General features: G+C 28.5%; 18 protein-coding genes. 2 read left to right on the top strand and 16 right to left on the bottom strand.

Features of this window, described 5'->3' with window-relative positions; genetic code table 11:
* Positions 1 to 62 precede the first annotated feature (62 nt).
* Positions 63 to 254 (top strand): DUF1858 domain-containing protein, encoded by a 192-nt coding sequence (locus ACLGL0_RS06490; RefSeq protein WP_233056342.1) that lies wholly within the window; start codon positions 63 to 65, stop codon positions 252 to 254.
* Between the two features lie 84 nt (positions 255 to 338).
* Here the strand turns inward: ACLGL0_RS06490 and ACLGL0_RS06485 are convergent, their stop codons facing one another.
* The 5 genes from ACLGL0_RS06485 to ACLGL0_RS06465 all read right to left on the bottom strand — a co-directional run bounded on the left by ACLGL0_RS06485 (position 339) and on the right by ACLGL0_RS06465 (position 7,271).
* Positions 339 to 1,754, bottom strand: coding sequence for an aminoacyl-histidine dipeptidase (locus ACLGL0_RS06485; protein ID WP_411014076.1), 1,416 nt, complete (start codon positions 1,752 to 1,754; stop codon positions 339 to 341).
* Between the two features lie 9 nt (positions 1,755 to 1,763).
* Positions 1,764 to 2,030 carry a glutaredoxin domain-containing protein gene (locus tag ACLGL0_RS06480; protein ID WP_411014075.1) on the bottom strand — a complete coding sequence of 89 codons (267 nt, stop codon included), beginning with the start codon at positions 2,028 to 2,030 and terminating at the stop codon, positions 1,764 to 1,766.
* Positions 2,031 to 2,039: 9 nt separating this feature from the next.
* Positions 2,040 to 3,431, bottom strand: coding sequence for a glycine--tRNA ligase (locus ACLGL0_RS06475; RefSeq protein WP_411014074.1), 1,392 nt, complete (start codon positions 3,429 to 3,431; stop codon positions 2,040 to 2,042).
* A gap of 239 nt (positions 3,432 to 3,670) precedes the next feature.
* The gene (locus ACLGL0_RS06470; protein WP_411014073.1) at positions 3,671 to 6,136 is read right to left on the bottom strand and encodes a L,D-transpeptidase family protein; all 2,466 of its coding nucleotides are present in this window, start codon (positions 6,134 to 6,136) and stop codon (positions 3,671 to 3,673) included.
* A 235-nt stretch (positions 6,137 to 6,371) separates the two neighbouring features.
* Positions 6,372 to 7,271, bottom strand: a complete 900-nt coding sequence (locus ACLGL0_RS06465) for a YitT family protein (protein ID WP_411014072.1) — start codon at positions 7,269 to 7,271, stop codon at positions 6,372 to 6,374.
* Between the two features lie 216 nt (positions 7,272 to 7,487).
* Here ACLGL0_RS06465 and ACLGL0_RS06460 point away from each other — a divergent pair, with 216 nt between their 5' ends.
* Positions 7,488 to 8,021, top strand: a complete 534-nt coding sequence (locus ACLGL0_RS06460; RefSeq protein WP_411014071.1) for a TDE2712 family protein — start codon at positions 7,488 to 7,490, stop codon at positions 8,019 to 8,021.
* A 34-nt stretch (positions 8,022 to 8,055) separates the two neighbouring features.
* Here the strand turns inward: ACLGL0_RS06460 and ACLGL0_RS06455 are convergent, their stop codons facing one another.
* The 11 genes from ACLGL0_RS06455 to ACLGL0_RS06405 form a co-directional block, all read right to left on the bottom strand.
* Positions 8,056 to 8,841, bottom strand: coding sequence for a TrmH family RNA methyltransferase (locus tag ACLGL0_RS06455; RefSeq protein WP_411014070.1), 786 nt, complete (start codon positions 8,839 to 8,841; stop codon positions 8,056 to 8,058).
* Entirely contained in the window at positions 8,816 to 9,457 is a 642-nt protein-coding gene (locus ACLGL0_RS06450) for a potassium channel family protein (protein ID WP_314558183.1), read from the bottom strand. Before ACLGL0_RS06450 ends, ACLGL0_RS06455 begins: the two co-directional genes overlap by 26 nt.
* Positions 9,458 to 9,465: 8 nt before the next feature.
* Positions 9,466 to 10,815, bottom strand: a complete 1,350-nt coding sequence (locus ACLGL0_RS06445; protein ID WP_411014069.1) for a TrkH family potassium uptake protein — start codon at positions 10,813 to 10,815, stop codon at positions 9,466 to 9,468.
* Between the two features lie 43 nt (positions 10,816 to 10,858).
* A complete protein-coding gene (gene rplT, locus ACLGL0_RS06440) occupies positions 10,859 to 11,203 on the bottom strand; it encodes a 50S ribosomal protein L20 (RefSeq protein ID WP_004832268.1) in 345 nt (114 codons plus the stop codon).
* Positions 11,204 to 11,221: 18 nt separating this feature from the next.
* Positions 11,222 to 11,413, bottom strand: coding sequence for a 50S ribosomal protein L35 (rpmI, locus tag ACLGL0_RS06435; RefSeq protein ID WP_004832272.1), 192 nt, complete (start codon positions 11,411 to 11,413; stop codon positions 11,222 to 11,224).
* A 15-nt stretch (positions 11,414 to 11,428) separates the two neighbouring features.
* A complete protein-coding gene (gene infC, locus ACLGL0_RS06430) occupies positions 11,429 to 11,986 on the bottom strand; it encodes a translation initiation factor IF-3 (protein ID WP_411014068.1) in 558 nt (185 codons plus the stop codon).
* Between the two features lie 142 nt (positions 11,987 to 12,128).
* Positions 12,129 to 13,046: a TDT family transporter gene (locus tag ACLGL0_RS06425; RefSeq protein WP_411014067.1), complete on the bottom strand. Its 918-nt coding sequence runs from the start codon at positions 13,044 to 13,046 to the stop codon at positions 12,129 to 12,131.
* A gap of 74 nt (positions 13,047 to 13,120) precedes the next feature.
* On the bottom strand, positions 13,121 to 13,924 hold the full coding sequence (locus ACLGL0_RS06420) for a DUF169 domain-containing protein (RefSeq protein ID WP_411014066.1): 804 nt from the start codon (positions 13,922 to 13,924) through the stop codon (positions 13,121 to 13,123).
* A gap of 341 nt (positions 13,925 to 14,265) precedes the next feature.
* Positions 14,266 to 16,359 (bottom strand): Tex family protein, encoded by a 2,094-nt coding sequence (locus ACLGL0_RS06415; protein WP_411014065.1) that lies wholly within the window; start codon positions 16,357 to 16,359, stop codon positions 14,266 to 14,268.
* 57 nt (positions 16,360 to 16,416) lie between these two features.
* The gene (lpdA, locus tag ACLGL0_RS06410) at positions 16,417 to 17,817 is read right to left on the bottom strand and encodes a dihydrolipoyl dehydrogenase (RefSeq protein ID WP_313962189.1); all 1,401 of its coding nucleotides are present in this window, start codon (positions 17,815 to 17,817) and stop codon (positions 16,417 to 16,419) included.
* 276 nt (positions 17,818 to 18,093) lie between these two features.
* Positions 18,094 to 18,330: a hypothetical protein gene (locus ACLGL0_RS06405; protein WP_313962190.1), complete on the bottom strand. Its 237-nt coding sequence runs from the start codon at positions 18,328 to 18,330 to the stop codon at positions 18,094 to 18,096.
* Between the last annotated feature and the right edge of the window lie 267 nt (positions 18,331 to 18,597).

Genomic DNA, 18,597 nt, shown 5'->3' with positions numbered 1-18,597 from the left:
CCCTTGATTTTTTTATCAATTCCTTGTATTATATGGGTATAAGATTATTAGGAGGTGCAGTTATGAAAATAACAAAAGATATGTTAATCGGGGACATTATTCAAATCCATCCAGATGCAATTGAAATTCTATTTAACTTCGGACTTTCTTGTGTAGGATGTCCTGCAAGTCAAATGGAGACTCTTGAAGAAGCTACTATGGTTCATGGACTTAATTTAGATTTACTTCTTGATGTCTTAAACGAAAACGCTTAAGTTTAAAATTCCTCACCTTTCACAATAGTGCTTGGTGAGTAATACATAAAAAAATCGCGAGTTATAACTCGCGATTTTTTACTATTAAAGATTTTCTAATAATTCTCTTACAAATTCAAAAGTTCTTTGTGTTGAAGGAATATTTAATCTTTCAACAGGGCTATGAACATCTTTCATTGTAGGTCCTATTGAGATCATTTCCATATCTGGGAATGTATCAACAAAAACAGCTGGCTCTAAAGCAGCATGAACAACTTCAACTTTCATTTCTTTTCCTGTTAAATTCTTATAAACTTCTAATGCAGTATCTCTCAATTTTGAAACTTTTGCAAATTCCCAAGGTTTATAATAATCTTCTAATGTATATTCTACACCATTTTCTTCATAAACTTTTTTTACAATATTTGTATATTCTTCAAAAGTTTTAGGATTTGAGCTTCTTAATGAAAGTGTAAATCTAACGAAATTTCCATCAAATTTAATCATAGCAAAGTTATCAGAACATTCAACAATTGAAGGATATTCTTCCATCATTGAATATACTCCATGAGGAATATTTCTAATTACATTTTCAATTTTTTCTTGACATCCTTGACATAAAACTTCTTTTACATTTTCAACTTTTTCTATAGATACTCTCATATCCTTATCAAGTGGATATTCACTTATTAATTTTGAAAAATCAATTTTAAATTCATCTGCATCACTTGTGAAAACAACTTTTGCATCTCTTGGAATTGCATTATGTTTTGTTCCGCCTTCAATACTAACTAATCTATATTCAGCGATTTCTTTAACTAAATCCATTGCTCTTAAAGCAAATTTTAAAGAATTTCCTCTTTGTTGATGAATTTCCATTCCAGAGTGACCACCAAGCATATTGTTTACTGATAGAATAAAAGTATTTTTCTTATTATTTTCTTCGAATTTAACCTTTAAAGTTCCCATAACATTATGTCCACCTGAACAACCTGATAAAAGAACTCCTTCTTCCTCAGCATCAATATTTAAAAGTTTTCTTCCGTTTAATAATTCTCTTTTTACAGCTCTAGCTCCTGCCATTGTTCTTTCTTCATCTGTAGTTACAAGTAGTTCTAATGCAGGGTGTTTAGCTTCTTTATCTTCCAAAATTGCAAGTCCCATAGCAACAGCAATACCATCATCGGCTCCAAGAGTTGTTCCTTTAGTTTTAACCCAATCTCCGTCAACAATTACAGGAATAGGATCAACTAAGAAATCATGTTCTACCCTATCAGCTTTTTCAGCAACCATATCCATATGTCCTTGAATTACAACTGGTTCATGATCTTCATAACCTTTATATGCAGGTTTTCTAATAACAATATTATTACTTTCATCTTGGATTGTTTCTAATCCTAATGATTTTCCAACACTGTATAAATAATCACTTACAGCTTGTTCATTTCCTGATTCTCTTGGAATTTTAGTAAGTTCTTCAAAATAATGAAAAACTCTTTCAGGCTTTAAATTTTCTAACATAAATACCTCCTATTTAAAATATTCATCAAATTCTTCAATACTAAAGATTATTTTTTCTCCATCATTTACAACCATTGCTGGTATTCCGATAGATCCATTTTCCTTAACAAAATCAAATGCAGGATCTTCTCTAAACTTTAAGAATTTCTTTAGATTTGCTAAATTTTCAGTAATATCTAAATACAAATACTTAACTTCTCTCTCATCAAGAGCCTTTTTCATAACAATACAATCAGGACACATACTTGATCCAAAAACAACTTTTTTACTAACCATAATTACCTCCTAAAATTCTAAAGATTTTTCAATGAAATCTTTTAATTCTGAAATCTTAATTCTTTCTTGTTCCATTGTATCTCTAAATCTTACAGTTACACATTCATCTTCCAAAGTATCAAAATCAACAGTTATACAGAAAGGAGTTCCGACTTCATCTTGTCTTCTATATCTCTTTCCTATACTTCCAGAAACATCTGTATCTATCATAAAATATTTTGAAAGTTCATCATAAATTTCATCAGATTTATCTGATAATTTTTTTGTAAGTGGTAAAATTGCAGCCTTAAATGGAGCTAGGGCAGGATGTAGTCTTAATACAGTTCTAACATCACCTTCTCCTATTTCTTCTTCATCATAAGCATTACATAAGAAAGCTAAAGCAACTCTGTCTGCTCCAAGTGAAGGTTCAATACAATATGGAATATATTTTTCATTTGTAACAGGGTCTATATATCTTAAATCTTCACCAGATACTTCAATATGTCTTGATAAATCATAATCTGTTCTATCTGCAATTCCCCAAAGTTCTCCCCAACCAAATGGGAATAAGAATTCTATATCACAAGTAGCCTTACTGTAAAAACTTAATTCTTCTTGTTCATGATCTCTAAGTCTTAGAGTTTCTTCATTCATTCCTAAAGATAATAACCAATTGAAAGAGTAGTTTTTCCAGTAGTTATACCATTCTAAATCTTCTCCCGGTTTGCAGAAAAATTCTAATTCCATTTGTTCAAATTCACGAGTTCTAAAAGTAAAATTACCAGGTGTAATTTCATTTCTAAAAGATTTACCAACTTGTGCGATACCAAAAGGAATTTTCTTTCTTGAAGTTCTAGCAATATTTTTAAAATTGACAAAAATACCTTGTGCAGTTTCAGGTCTTAAATAAATTTCAGATTTACTATCTTCAGTAACTCCTTGAAAAGTTTTAAACATAAGATTGAATCTTCTAATAGGAGTAAAATTTTGCTTTTTACAGTTTGGACAACAAATATTTTTTTCCTTAATCAATTCTTCAACTTTTTCATTTTCCCATCCGTCAACATTTATATCACCAAGATTATTTTCAAAATAAAAATCTTCAATAAGCTTATCAGCTCTAAAACGAGATTTACATTCTTTACAGTCAATAAGAGGATCACTAAAACTTCCTACATGACCAGATGCAACCCAAACTTCTGGATTCATCAAGATTGCACTATCAAGACCAACATTATATTTAGATTGTTGAACAAATTTTTTCCACCAAGCTTTTTTAACGTTATTTTTAAATTCAACACCTAAAGGACCATAATCCCAAGTATTTGCTAGTCCACCATAAATTTCTGACCCTGGATAAATTATTCCCCTACTTTTACATAAAGAAACAATTTTTTCCATACTTTTTTCTGACTTCATAATATCCTCCTATATTTTTACAATAAAAAAGGTCATATCGTAAGGGACGATATGACCGTGGTTCCACCCTAATTATGTTAAAAAACATCACTCTAAAATTTAATTACTCCCGATATCCCCATAATACAAAAATATAATTTTTCACCAAACAATTACTCTCTAAAAATTTCATATTATTTTTTATCGTTCAACGTAAATATTAATGAATTTATTCTAACATATTTGCCTTTTAAAATCAACTAGTAAACTATTACTCTCATTCCAACAAATGAATTATTGAAAATATATCCCATTGATCCAGGACTTACATTTACACAACCATGTGAGCCACCCCATCTATAGAATCTATTATTTGAGAAAGCTGAACGTGGTTGCCAATTTGCATCATGAATTCCATAACTTCCATGGAATGGCATCCAGTAACTAACCCTAGAAGCATATCCTGGCCCTCTTAAAATTCTAGAAGTTTCTCTTGATTGAACACTGAAATTTCCAGTTACAGTAGGAGTTGAAGGTTTACCACCAACAATACCAATTTTTGAAATAATTTGACCATTTCTAACAAGCCATAATGTTTGGTCGCTTAAACTTACAACTATAAAATTTCCATTTACATGACAGCTTCTACCTGAACCTTTTACTCTCCAGATTCCATTTTGAACATACCAATTAGAATCAGCTAATTCAGTTTCAACTCCATCAATATAAGAAGTTCCATCATGCCATCCATTAGCATATTTTCCACTTATAAAGTATCTATTTCCATTACCATCTGTTGCATATCCAGTATATTTGTAACCATCTCTAAAGTAATACCATGCACTTCCGTCATCATACCAACCACTTGCTGGATATTTACTTCCATCATAATATTGTCCGCTTATATAAGTATTTCCGTTTGACTCTAAACCTTCTTTATATAGTTTATTATCATATCTTCCATTAGCATATTTACCATTTATGAAATATCTTCTACCATTTCCATCAGTTGCAAAACCTGTAACTTTCTTACCATTTAAGAAAAAGTACCAAGCTGTTCCATCATCATACCAGCCATTACCGATTTTTCCATAACCATAATATACTCCATTTATATAAGCATTAGCATATTTACCATTTAAGAATTGCATTTCTCCATTTCCATCTTTAGCTTTTCCAGTAAATTTATTTCCATCTCTAAAGAAATACCACGCACTTCCGTCATCATGCCATCCATTTGCAGGAACTTTATTTTCATCATAGTAAATATTATTTACATAAGTCTTGCCTTTAGAGTCTAATCCGTCTTTGTATAAATTTCCATTATATTTTCCATTAGCATATTTACCATTAACAAAAAATCTAATGCCATTACCATCTATACCAATTCCACTATATTTATATCCATCTTTAAAGTAATACCATGCACTTCCATCATCATGCCATGCATTAGCAATTTTACCATGTCCATAGTAAACACCGCCTATATAAGCATTAGCATATTTACCATTAATGAATTGCATTTCTCCGTTACCATCTTTTGCTTTTCCAGTAAATTTGTAACCATCTTTAAAGTAATACCATGCACTTCCGTCATCATACCAACCAGTAGCTGGTTTGCTATTTTCATCGTAAAAAATGCCTTTTGCATATACTTTTCCTTTTGAAACTACACCATCTTTATATAGTTTTCCTTCATATATCCCATTAGCATATTTACCATTATCAAATAATCTCTTACCGTTGCCATCTACTCCATTACCAGTAAATTTTTTACCATTTATAAAGAAGTACCATGCAGTTCCATCATCATGCCATCCATTAGCAATTTTACCATATCCATAGTAAGTACCGCCTATATAAGCGTTAGCGTATTTACCATTTATGAATTGCATTTCCCCGTTACCATCTTTTGCTTTTCCGGTAAATTTATTTCCATCCTTAAAGAAATACCAAGCACTTCCATCATCATACCAACCTGTAACAACTTTTCCATCTTTATAGAAAGAGTTATTTACATATCCATTTGCATATTTTCCATTAACAAAATACACTTCGCCATTTCCATCTTTGGCTTTTCCAGTATGTTTTTTTCCGTTCTTGAAATAATACCATGCACTTCCATCATCATACCATCCGTTAGCTGGCTTACTATTTTCATCATAGAAAATATCATTAGCATAAACTTTACCTTTTGACTCTACACCATCTTTAAAAAGTTTACCTTCATATATTCCATTAGCATATTTACCATTAGCAAAATATCTTCTTCCATTACCATCTTTTGCATAACCTATGTGTCTTTTACCATTTTGGAAGAAATGCCATTCAGCTCCATCTTTAAACCACCAATTAGCGACTTTACCTTCATAATAGTAAATATCTCCAACATAACCATTTGCATATTTACCATTTACGAAGTACATTTCACCATTAGCATCTTTTCCTTTCCCAGTATGTTTTATACCTTCTCTAAAGTAATACCAAGCAGTTCCATTATTAAACCAACCGGTAGCAAATTTTCCTTCATAATAATATTTACCTTCAAATTCTCCAGTAAATTTTTTTCCTTTTTGGTAAAAATATCTTTCATTACCTTCTTGTTTCCAACCACTAAATTCATCAGCAAAAACTATTTTTTTGTCTGAATACTTATTTACAACTAAAACATTTGCAAAAAGTAGTGAGAAAACTAGAATACTTCTTGAAAAAACTCGCTTTTTCATAATTCCTCCTAAACATAAAAATAAAAATCAATATATAAAATCATAACTAATTTACCCAAAAATTATATTTAATAAATAGTTAAATAAAACAATTTTTATCTAATATAATAGTATAAATCGCTCATAATATAGTATATAAAATTTTCGGACAAAAGTCAATCGAATGCGAACGTTTACTTTCGAAAAATTGCAACAAAAAACTGTTATAAATAAATATCTATAACAGTTTTTTAAATTACATTTTTCTTCTTTTATTCTTTTCTTTTAAAATTTTAAGATTATCTTCTGTAAGATAACTGAATCCTTCTCCAGATACCTCATTAACTGTTGCAACATTTACAAATGCAGTATCATCAAATTCTCTTATAAAATTCATAAGTTTTATATATTCTGGTCTTGTAAGTATTGTTTCTACCATAACTCTTTCACTCTTATTATATCCACCTTTTACTTCATAAAGTGTACTTCCTCTTACTAATTCATGAACAATAAACTCATTAATTCCTTCCCAATATCTTGAATTGATATAAACCTTAATTCTCGTTTTATATCCTGTTAGAACTTTATCAATAACTATTGCATTAAATAAAATACCTACAATTGCATACATGGCTGCATTTATTCCATAGGCAAAATATCCCATAACTACAACTGAAAAGTCAGCAATAAATACACCAACACTCAAATCTACATGCATATATTTATTTAAAATCTTACCAACAATATCTGTACCACCGGTTGAAGCATTTTGATTTAATGTCAAAGCAATCCCTATAGCTGTAACTCCAACACCAATAATCATACTCATAAAAGGAGTATCAACTACAGGTTGAACATTTGGAATTAATTTTTCAAAAACTATAAGTGCAACAGATAGTACAACTGTAGCATAAATACTTAATCCGCCAAACTCTGATCCTATAAGCAAGAAAGCTAAAATAAATAATATAACATTTATTCCAAGTTGAAAAGCTCCAACAGGAATGCCTGGAATAAATTTAGAAAGCGCTATTGAAAGTCCAGCTGTTCCTCCTATTGTTAAATTATAAGGAATCATAAAGAAATAAACTCCTGCTGAAACCAAAACTGATGCTAATGTAGTAATTATAATTTTTTTAAATGTATTTGAATTCATAATCCAGACCTCCTATATTCCACCGTTCAAGTATAACAAAACTTTTAAAAATTTACAACAATCAAATTATATAAGTCTTGATTTTTTTATAAAAAAAGTTTAAAATAAATTTATACTATATTTTACACTTTCGATAAAATTTTTTTATACTAGATATTTTTTAAGAAAAAAATAATTTATCTGCAAAGTGAAATAAAAAATATATTGGAGGCTTATATGATTAAACAAATTGAATTAAACTTAGAAACTATCGAATCCATGTTATATTTATGGACAGCTTTAGCTGAAAAAGAAAAAGTTGCTGAAAGCTTTTTTATTGATGTAGCTAAACAATATCCACTACAAGCTATTAAAACTAAAGATTTCAATGAAGAATCAGTAAGAAAAGTTTTATCTGCTATCCAAAATAGAGAATTACTTTCTGCTGCAACTAATGAAGAAAAAAGATTTTGGAATAACAATATGTGGATGATGGAAGATCTTGAACTTCCAAAACTTATGGCAAAACCTATAAAAGTTTTAAATGTAAATCACTTAATTGACGAATTAAATAAAGAATTCCCAAATAATGATAGAGAAATTTTAAAGGTATATATTGCTCCTCTACATTTGGACGATTACTATATAGTTGACGGAAATTTAATCATCAACTTCTTTAGAATAATGCTTCCGGATGGAGAAAATGCATTTATCGAAGGACAACCTATCGATGAATACATTCTAGAAAAATTAAAAGAAGTTTTAAAATAATTTTATATAAAAAGGAAGTGTCTGACACTTCCTTTCAATTTTTAAATATTTTATACATTATTATAGCTGTTGCTATCGAAACATTTAAAGACTCCATTGAATTATCCATATCTATTTTCAAATGGTCATTAGAAATATTGAGCATCTCTTCAGAAACTCCATTAGCTTCATTTCCCATAACAACAATGTTTTTTCCTTCGAAATTAAATTCTTCTAAAAATTTTGAATTTTCACTTAATGTTGTTGAAATTAATCTATATCCATTTCCTTTAAGCTCTTTAATTTTATCAATATTACAATCTACAATATTTGTTCTAAACAAAGCTCCCATAGTGGCTCTTAATACTTTTGAGTTATATTTATCAACACAATTTATCGTTAAAATATCTTTAATTCCAAAAGCATTTGCCGTTCTTATTATTGTACCAAAGTTACCTGGATCACTTACATTTTCAAGACAAATTATATTTTTAGATGAAATTTCTTTCTCATCAACATAATTTACAATTGTAATTACTCCTTCAGAATTTGTTAGTTCTGTTAAATTTTTAAATAAATTTTCGGATAATATTATTATTTTATTTACTGTATTATCTATAAATTCAAAACTTTTTACAAATTTTTCAGTACAAATTATATTTTCAATATTTAGATTTTCATTTAGAGCTTCAATTAAGAGTTTTTTTCCTTCCAATAAAAATAACTTATTTTTATCTCTATTTTTCTTTAAAAATAGGCTCTTAAAAAATTTATACTTTTTATTTTCTTTACTATCTATCACTTTAAAATCCATATTATACCAACTTGCTAATAATATCATTTCTTCCGGCAACTAAAAGAATATCACTATCTTTTATTATATAGTCAGCCAAAGCATTTATTTCCAAACCGTCTTTCGATTTTATTGCTACAATATTAACATGATAATTATTTCTAACTTCTGATTCTTTTATTGTCTTTCCAACCCACTCAGAAATCGGAGAAATCTCAACAATTGAATATTCATCTGATAAATAAATAGAATCTAAAACATTCAAATTATTAATAGAATTTGCAACTCTTATTCCCATATCTCTTTCAGGAATTATAACTCTATCTGCTCCTATTTTTCTAAGTACCATTGCTTGAACACTATCAGTAGCCTTTGCAATGATTTTAGGAATACCAAGTTCTTTGGCTTCAACAGTTGCGATAATAGAAGTTTTGTAATCAGATCCTATCGCAACAACACAAATATCAAAGTTTGCAAAACCTAATTCTTTTAAACTTCCCTCAACTCTAACATCACAAACTACTGCATGAGTAACTTTATCTGCAATAGAATTTATGATTTCTTCGTCTTTATCTATAACCATTACTTCATTTCCAAGTTTTTCTAAGGTAATGGCTAAATTCATTCCGAATCTTCCACAACCTATAACAACAATTTGTTTCATAATATCTCCTATCCAATAATAACATTTCCGTTTGAATACTTAAATTTCTTTCTATTAACTTTATTATAGAAAGAAAAAATAATTGTAAGCGGTCCAACTCTTCCAATAAACATCAATATAATTATAAACACTTTTGTAATATCTTTCAAATGCGGAGTTAAATCTTTACTAAGACCTACTGTTGCAAAAGCTGATATTGTTTCAAAAAGTAAGTCTATAAAACTATAATCTTCTATTAGACTTAAAACGAATACAACTGAATTAACCAATATTATAGATATTACAAAAATACCAATAGCTCTTTTAACAAGAGAAAAAGAAATTCTTCTACTAAATACTTCTATCTCATCATTATTTTTTATAAAAGATATTGTAGTAACAATAAGTAAAAATATCGTAGTAGTCTTTATTCCTCCAGCAGTACTTGCAGGCGAACCTCCTATAAACATCAAAAAAATAGTTAAAATCGTTGACGATTCAGTAAAACCAGTTTGATTTATAGATGCAAACCCTGCTGTTCTGGTAGTAACAGATTGAAAAAATGAATTTGTTATTTTATCAAAAAAGTTAAAATTCTTTAAAGTTTTTGAATTAGAATATTCCAAGATGAAAAATACAATTGTCCCAAAAATAAGTAATCCTAAAGTCATTACCAAAACAATCTTAGTATGCAAAGAATATTTTCTAAAATTAAATTTAAAATTATTTATATCAATATAAACGTTAAATCCGAGCCCACCTAAAATTATTAAAAAAGAAATAACTAAAAGTAAATAAGGATTTGTATTAAAACCTTCTAAACTATTTTCACCTAAAATATCAAAACCAGCATTACAAAAAGCTGATACTGAATGAAAAATAGAATAAAAAATTCCTTTTATACCAAACTTTGGAACAAATGTAAAAGAAAGTAAAATCGCTCCCAGCCCTTCTATTAAAAAAGTTGAAAAAATTACATATCTTATCAGTTTAACCATTCCACTAAGTTTTGTTGAACCCATTTGTTCTCGAATTACAAGCCTATCTTTTAAAGTTATCTTTTCACCTAAAATCATCGCTACCATTGTAGCCATAGTCATAAAACCCAATCCTCCCATTTGAATTAATAACATTATGACTGTTTTCCCGAAAAAATTAAATTCATTAGTTATATTTATAGTTGAAAGACCTGTTACACAAACAGATGAAGTTGATATAAATACACAATCTAAAAAATTTGTAAAATTTAAGTTTTTAGATGAAAAAGGTAAAAACAATAAAATTGATCCAACTGCTATAACCAGAAAAAATCCTAAAGTTAAAACTGCCGGAGGATTTGATTCAAGTTTACCTTTTATATTATCTATAATTTTTTTCAAATTAACCTCCAAAAAAAATCCCTTCTTATGAAGGGACATTTCTCTATCTTACTAATTCAACTAATTTTTTGAATCCTTCAGGATCATTTATAGCCATTTCAGAAAGCATTTTTCTATTCATATTTATATTGTTTTTCTTTAGTCCATACATAAACTTGCTATAACTTAAACCATATTGTCTTGTTCCAGCATTAATTCTAGCAATCCATAGACTTCTGAAATCTCTTTTCTTTCTCTTTCTTCCGATGAAAGCATAAGTCATAGATTTCATAATTGCTTGGTTAGCAACTTTGAATAATTTTGACTTTGCGCCGTAATATCCTTTAGCTTGTTTTAATACTTTTCTATGTTTTTTTCTTGCATTTAAACTACGTTTTATTCTTGCCATTACTCTTTACCTCCATAATTAAGGAATCATATGATTGATTCTTTTTTGATCTCCACTACTGATAACTGTTGATTTTCTTAAGTTTCTAATTCTCTTTGGTGATTTTTTACTTGTTAAATGGCTCTTATATGCCTTAAATCTTTTAATCTTACCAGTACCAGTTCTCTTGAATCTCTTAGCTGACGCTCTATGTGTTTTCATTTTAGCCATACCTAAAACCTCCTATTAATCTTGTTGTTTTGGAGATAAAAACATTGTCATATTTCTACCTTCCATTACAGAATCTTTTTCTACATTTCCATATTCTTCAGTAAGTTCTTTAAATTTATTTAAAACTACCTTACCAATTTCAGTATGTCCCAATTCTCTACCTCTAAATCTTACAGAAACTTTTACCTTATCTCCACCTTTTAAGAAGTTATTTGCGTGTTTTGCTTTAACTTCAATATCATGTTTATCAATACTTGGAGTAAGTCTAATTTCTTTAACATTTATAACTTTTTGTTTTTTCTTTGATTCCTTTTCTTTCTTTAAAGAATCATATCTATATTTTCCATAATCTAATATTTTGCAAACAGGTGGATTAGCATTTGGAGAAATATTTACAAGATCCAATTTCTTTTCGCTTGCCATTTCCATTGCTCTAGCAATTGAAACTACTCCTATTTGATTACCTTCTGCATCAATTAATCTAACTTCTTTTGCTCTAATTTCTTCATTAATTAAAAGCTCTTTTATAATAACACCTCCATATAAAAAAACGGCGAGTAAAAAACTCGCCATAATAATTACAAAACTTAAATTATTAACATAAACCTGAAACAAAATAGTAACTAGGTGAGAGCGAGTACTCTACTTCATCAATCATATTACTCGAATATTTTACCATAAAGAATAAGATTAGTCAAGTAATTTTAAAAAAATTTTAGTTTTCTTTTTCTAATAAAAATTTCATATAACCAATAAATACATATAGCACTATAACAGTCGCTAATATTTCTTGGAAATTAACAAATAATTTTAAAATTGAATTTGCACCATTTACTTTAGTTACATATCCATTAAATAATTTAGATGAAAGCGCACTAATTACTAATGGGAAAGTAAATCCTGAAAATCCTGGTGAAAATTTTAATTTTAATAATCTTGGTAAATTAACTAAAACTATAATAAAGAATAATACTGAAATTGCAAATAAAACAGTTGCAAAAGTAAAACTCTTTTCTGGAAAAGTATTCAAATATCCTGCTAGTACAAGTGAACCAGGTGCAGATAATATTGCGAATGTAGGTTGTGCAGGTTCAGGAATTTCTTTAACTTTAAATACTCTATAACAAACAACAGGTATTAAAATTAAATATCCTACTAAAGCAAACCAAAAGCAAATTTGTCCTAACTTTAATTGTCCAGCAGCACCAGCTGTAACACTAGCTGTTGCAATACCAACATATACTATATACCAAGATGGAAATACTTTTTTAATTGAAAAATTTGGTAAGAATTTTATGCTAAACCAAACCATAAGTAATGTATGTAATATTACACCTGCAAACCAAAACGCAACAGCTAAACCTGATGAATATGGTTTTGCATAACTACTAAGTAAAATAGTAGCCATTGTAATTGTTAAAAGAACACTTGCAGCAACTGGATTTTCTAAAACAGTTTTTAATTTACTATTCAAAACAACAACTTTTAAAACAAAAATTAAGTATAAAATAAATGCTATCGCTCCAATCCCTAATCTAACTGCATTACTATAAGATTGTAGTAAATTTCCAAGTGCGAACATAGCTAAAATCAATCCCGCAATAGGAATAGGTAATTTTTTTAATAAATTCATAAAATTCTCCTTTACTAATATTAAATAATATTTAAGTTAGGAATTTCAAAAAAGAAACTCCTAACTTTTTTAATCTATTTATCTATTGGACCACCTGAATAAACTCCTGTATCATAGTTTTTATTTAATTCTATTACAGAATCGTCCATCTTGTTTTGTTTCATCTTTTTAATTATTTTTCTCTTATTTCCATTACGTTCAAATGGATTTGTTGTTTCAACAATTCCTTGAACAACATTATACCAATGTTTCCAAGCCATACCGATACCTAATTCATCTGGATGCCAGTTAGCCATTAATCTTGTTCCTGGACATAAGAATGTAATATTAATTGTTCCATGTTCATAAGGAAGAGTTGTAAGATCGTGGCATACAGCTTGTAATCCTACAGTTTTCATTTCTGGAGAATATCCATTAAAATAAGAATATCCATGAACAACTCTCATGATGTTAAAGGCTTTTTCAATCATAACAACAACATCTGGTTCAACTGTGAAATTTTCTAAAGGCATTACAGCCATTCCGTATATTTTATCTTTAGATAAAAATATCATTTCATCAGAAACACTTTTTGAAGTTTCAAGGTCTTTATAAATATTTTTGCTTAATCTAGCTTCACCTGAAGCTAACTTTGGTGGCGCTTGATTAAAGCCAAAAGCAACTGCTCCATTTGGACAACCTTGATGTACCTTTCTTACCTTTATGTTTGAACCTTTTGATGCTAAATTAACAGCATTACAATATGTAACTTTAGTTTCTCTTTCAGGTACTTCAAAATTTTCATAACTTTCTTCGTCATGGAAGAATTTAACTCCAACAACTTTACGATTTAAATCTAAATACGAATTAATTAGTTTAACACTTTCTTGAATATTCATTCATAACCTCCTAAATAGAATATTTATATCTGATAAATTATTTTATTAATACATAAAAAATTATCATTACGCTTATTTTACCATACAGTTATAAAATAGTCTAATAGTTTTTTTCTATTAATAAGGATTATTAATAAGTTTTTCTTATGTAAAATAGATTTGTTTGAAATTCCAACGTTTTGCGACTAACTAGAACTAAAAAATTTCTTATAATATGTGACAATTCTTCTTAAAAAATTTCTTAAATTTTTTAATAAAAAAAGAAATGTGTTTAACACATTTCTTTTATTCTGAAATAACAAAGTTATCGAATACCCACCCGATGCAAAGCATCGTGGATCTTATCTCATAGTTAATTTTACCTTTTGTTTTTCAAGGTCAATTTCTAATATTTTAACCTTAACTATATCTCCAACTTTTAATACTTCTGAAGGATGTTTAATATACTTATTTGAAATTTGTGAGATATGAACAAGTCCATCATTTTTAATTCCAATATCTATAAAAGCTCCAAAGTCAACTACATTTCTTACCGTTCCCTTTAATTCCATTCCTATTTCCAAATCTTCAATTGAAAGCACATCAGATCTTAAAATAGGTTTTGGCATATCTTCTCTTATATCACGGCCTGGTCTTTTTAATTCCTCAATAATATCTTTTAAAGTTAATTCCCCTACTCCTAATTCTTTTGAAAGTTTCGAAACATTTAACTTATCTAAATCTTGTCCATATAATTTTTCCGCTATTTCATAGCTCTCAGGGTGAACAGCGGTATTATCAAGAGGATTTTCACCATTCCTAATTCTTAAAAATCCTGCTGATTGAGTATATGCTTTTGGTCCAATTCCCTTTACTTTCTTAATTTCATCCCTATTTTTAAAAGCACCTTTTTCATCACGATATGAAACTAGATTTTTTGCCATAGTTTTTGTCATACCTGAAACGTATGATAAAAGAGAGAATGAAGCAGTATTAACATCAACTCCAACTTTATTTACACAATCTTCTATTACATCAGATAATGTTTCTGTTAATTGTTTTTGATTTACATCATGTTGATATTGTCCTATACCAATATGTTTTGGTTCAATTTTTACAAGTTCTGCCATAGGGTCTTGAATACGTCTAGCTATTGAAATTGCTCCTCTAACAGTAACATCTAAATCTGGAAATTCTTCTTGGCCAAGCTTTGAAGCTGAGTAAATAGAAGCTCCAGCTTCATTTACAATTGAATAGAATAAATCTTCTTTTTTTAACTCGTTTATAAGTTCTACAACTACTTTTTCAGTTTCACGACTTGCTGTTCCATTTCCTATTGCAATTAAACTAACATCATATTTTTTAATAAGTTTTGCTAAAATATCCTTACTTTCTTTAATCTTTTCTTGTGGTTTTGTAGGATAAATATTCACATGATCTAAAACAGATCCTGTCTTAGAAATTACAGCTACCTTACAACCCGTTCTATATCCTGGGTCTATTCCTAAAACAACTCTATCAAGAATTGGAGACTGCATAATATATGGTTTTAAATTCTTACCAAAAACTTCTATTGATTGAGTATCTGCCTTTTCTTTTAAATCAGCTCTAATCTCTGTTTCAATTTGAGGGAATAACAATCTATTATAACCATCAACAACAGCTTCTTTTAAAAATTTATAACAGAAATTGCTTTTATCCATACATAATGAGAATAAAATATCATCAATATTTTTTTCATCACTTAATTTAACAGAAACTTTTAAAGCTTTTTCCTTTTCTCCTCTATTAATAGCAAGAATTCTATGAGCTGGTAATTTTGAAATTTTTTCAGAAAATTCATAATACATATCATAAACATTATTTTCTTCTTTTCCTTTTTCAGAAACTAAAACTCCGTTTTTATTAGCATCATTTCTCAAAATATCTCTAAAATCTTTATCTTCAGACACCATTTCAGCAATAATATCTAAAGCTCCTGCCATAGCATCTTCAATAGTTAAAACTTCTTTTTCTTCATCAATAAATTCAGAAACTTTTTGTTCAAAATTACCTTCATTAAGTTTTCTATCTAAAATTAAATCAGCAAGTGGTTTAAGACCTTTTTCCTTCGCTATTGTAGCTCTAGTTCTCTTCTTTGGTCTAAATGGAAGATAAATATCTTCAACCTTAGAAAGTGTTTCAGCATTTATGATTTCTTTTCTTAATTCTTCTGTTAACTCGCCAAGCTCATCAATTAATCTTATAACATCTTCTTTTCTTTGTTCTAAGTTTCTTAAATATTGTAATTTTTGTTCTAAATTTCTAAGTATTTCATCATCTAAATTTCCTGTAACTTCTTTTCTATATCTAGCGATAAAAGGAATTGTATTACCTTCATCAATAAGTTTTACAGTATTTTCAACCTGTCCTACTTTGATATTTAACTCTTTTGCAATTTGTTCAAAAATATTCATTCTTACCCCTTTAAATAAAAAAGGGAGCTTACGCTCCCTAAAATTCTAACAAAATAATTATTTTGCAGGTGCACTATGGATTGATTTTCCTTCTAATTGGTGAATAGCTTCCATAAATGCTTCTGATAGAGTTGGGTGAGCGTGAATCATCTTTCCTATTGATTCAACTCCCATATCATTTGCCATTGCAACTGTTCCTTCATGAATTAAGTCATTTGCATGAGGTCCAATAATATGGATACCTAAAATTTTCTTTAAGTCTTCAGTTGCGATAACTTTTACAAATCCATCAGCTTCTCCTAATGAAACAGCTTTACCATTTCCACTGAACATAAATTTGCTCTTAACATATGGAATATTTTGAGCAATAACTTCTTCTTCAGTTAAACCAACTTGAGCAACTTCAGGTAAAGTAAATGTACAAGCAGGAACGATGTCTAAATTAATTTCAGGATGTTCTCCCATTAATTTTTCAACAACATGGATTGCTTGAGCACTTGCAACGTGAGCAAGTTGAACATTTCCATAAACAACGTCACCAATTGCATAAATATGGTCAACATTTGTTTTAAATCCTTTATCAGTAACTACAGCTCCTCTTTCAGTAACAACACCAGCTTTTTCAATTTCTAATCCATCAATATTAGCTTTTCTTCCTGTTGCTAAAAGAACCATTGTACCTTCTGCTTCTTCAACTTTATCTTTATCAACTCTCTTAGCTGAAACTTTTAATTTCCCGTTTTCTTGTGTAATTTCACTAGCACGAACTTTGTTTATAATCTTAATTCCTGCTTTTTTGAAAATACTTGGTATTCTTTTTTGAATTTCTCCATCAGTAGCTGGTAAAACACCATTTGTAATAACAGTTACTTGAGATCCAAATTGAGCATAGATACTAGCAAATTCCATACCTATAACTCCACCACCAACAACTATAAGTTCTTGTGGAATTTCTTTTAAATCTAAGAATTCATCACTTGTAATTACATTTGGTAAATCAGTTCCAGCAATTGGTGGAACGCTTGGTTTAGAACCAGTAGCAATAATTATGTAGTCAGCTGTAACATCTTTTTCTGAACCATCATTTAATTTAACATGAATTGTATGTGGATCAACAAAAGAACCAAAACCTTTTAGGTATTCAATATTTGGATAAGAACCAATTAAAAATTCTACCCCACCTACGATTTTTTCAACAACTTCGCATTTTCTTTCATTAAGTCTTATTGGATCAATTTTACATTCGTCCATAAGTAAACCGAATTCTGCTTTTCTATGGATGTTTTCCATAATTTCAGCATTTTTCCAAAGTGTTTTTGTTGGGATACATCCTCTGTTTAAACAAGTACCACCTGGTCTATCTGCCTCAATAAGTACAACTTCTGCTCCCATTTGTGCAGCTCTGATTGCAGCCTCATATCCTCCTGGGCCTGCTCCAATAACAGCTATTTTAGTCATAAAACACACTCCTTAATAAATTTTTTTAAGTTTTCACTCACTAAAATTATATATCAAAAATACTTTTTTTTCAAGTTTTTAAGTAAAATTGTTTTCACATTTAATAAAAAATGTAAAACCAACTAAAAAACTCGGATTTTGATATTAAAAAACACAAAAACCGAGTTTACAATAAATACTAGTTGGACGATACTAATTAATTAATATTATATTTTTGAAACCATTTTAACAAATTATCACTAGACAGCTCATCATATTCTTTATCATAACTACCTCTTATAATATCTTTATAAATATTACAAATAAAATAGACATTAAAACTATAATCAATCCATGAATTATAGATGTAAATAAAGATATATCAGTTGTCGTAATGATAGTCAAAACTATTGAAATAAATTCAATAGAAAACTCTACAATAATTGTTATATCTTTTGTTTTTTCTATGTAAAAATAGATTAAAACACCATCTATAACTACTAGTAAAAACATCAAAATTTCTAAACTAATCATATATTAAACATTTTGAAAAAAGGCAAACTCATAACTGTAAATGATAAACAAATACATATGATAACAATTAAACTGAAAATTTTTTTCAAAACATATCCTCCTACAAAACTATTTCTAAAATACAACAACTAATAAATATGTTATAACACAAACAAATAAAACTATTTAATTAACCTTATCACATATATTATATATCAAAAATACTTTTTTTCAATACTTTGTACGAAATAGTTATCATGTTTTAAATGAAAATTCAAAATTTTTGTG

The sequence above is a fragment of the Parvimonas pharyngis genome, assembly GCF_046569675.1.
GTDB lineage: Bacteria > Bacillota > Clostridia > Tissierellales > Peptoniphilaceae > Parvimonas.
Note: the sequence above shows the minus strand (reverse complement) of the source record. Positions and strands in the feature narration are given on the sequence as shown.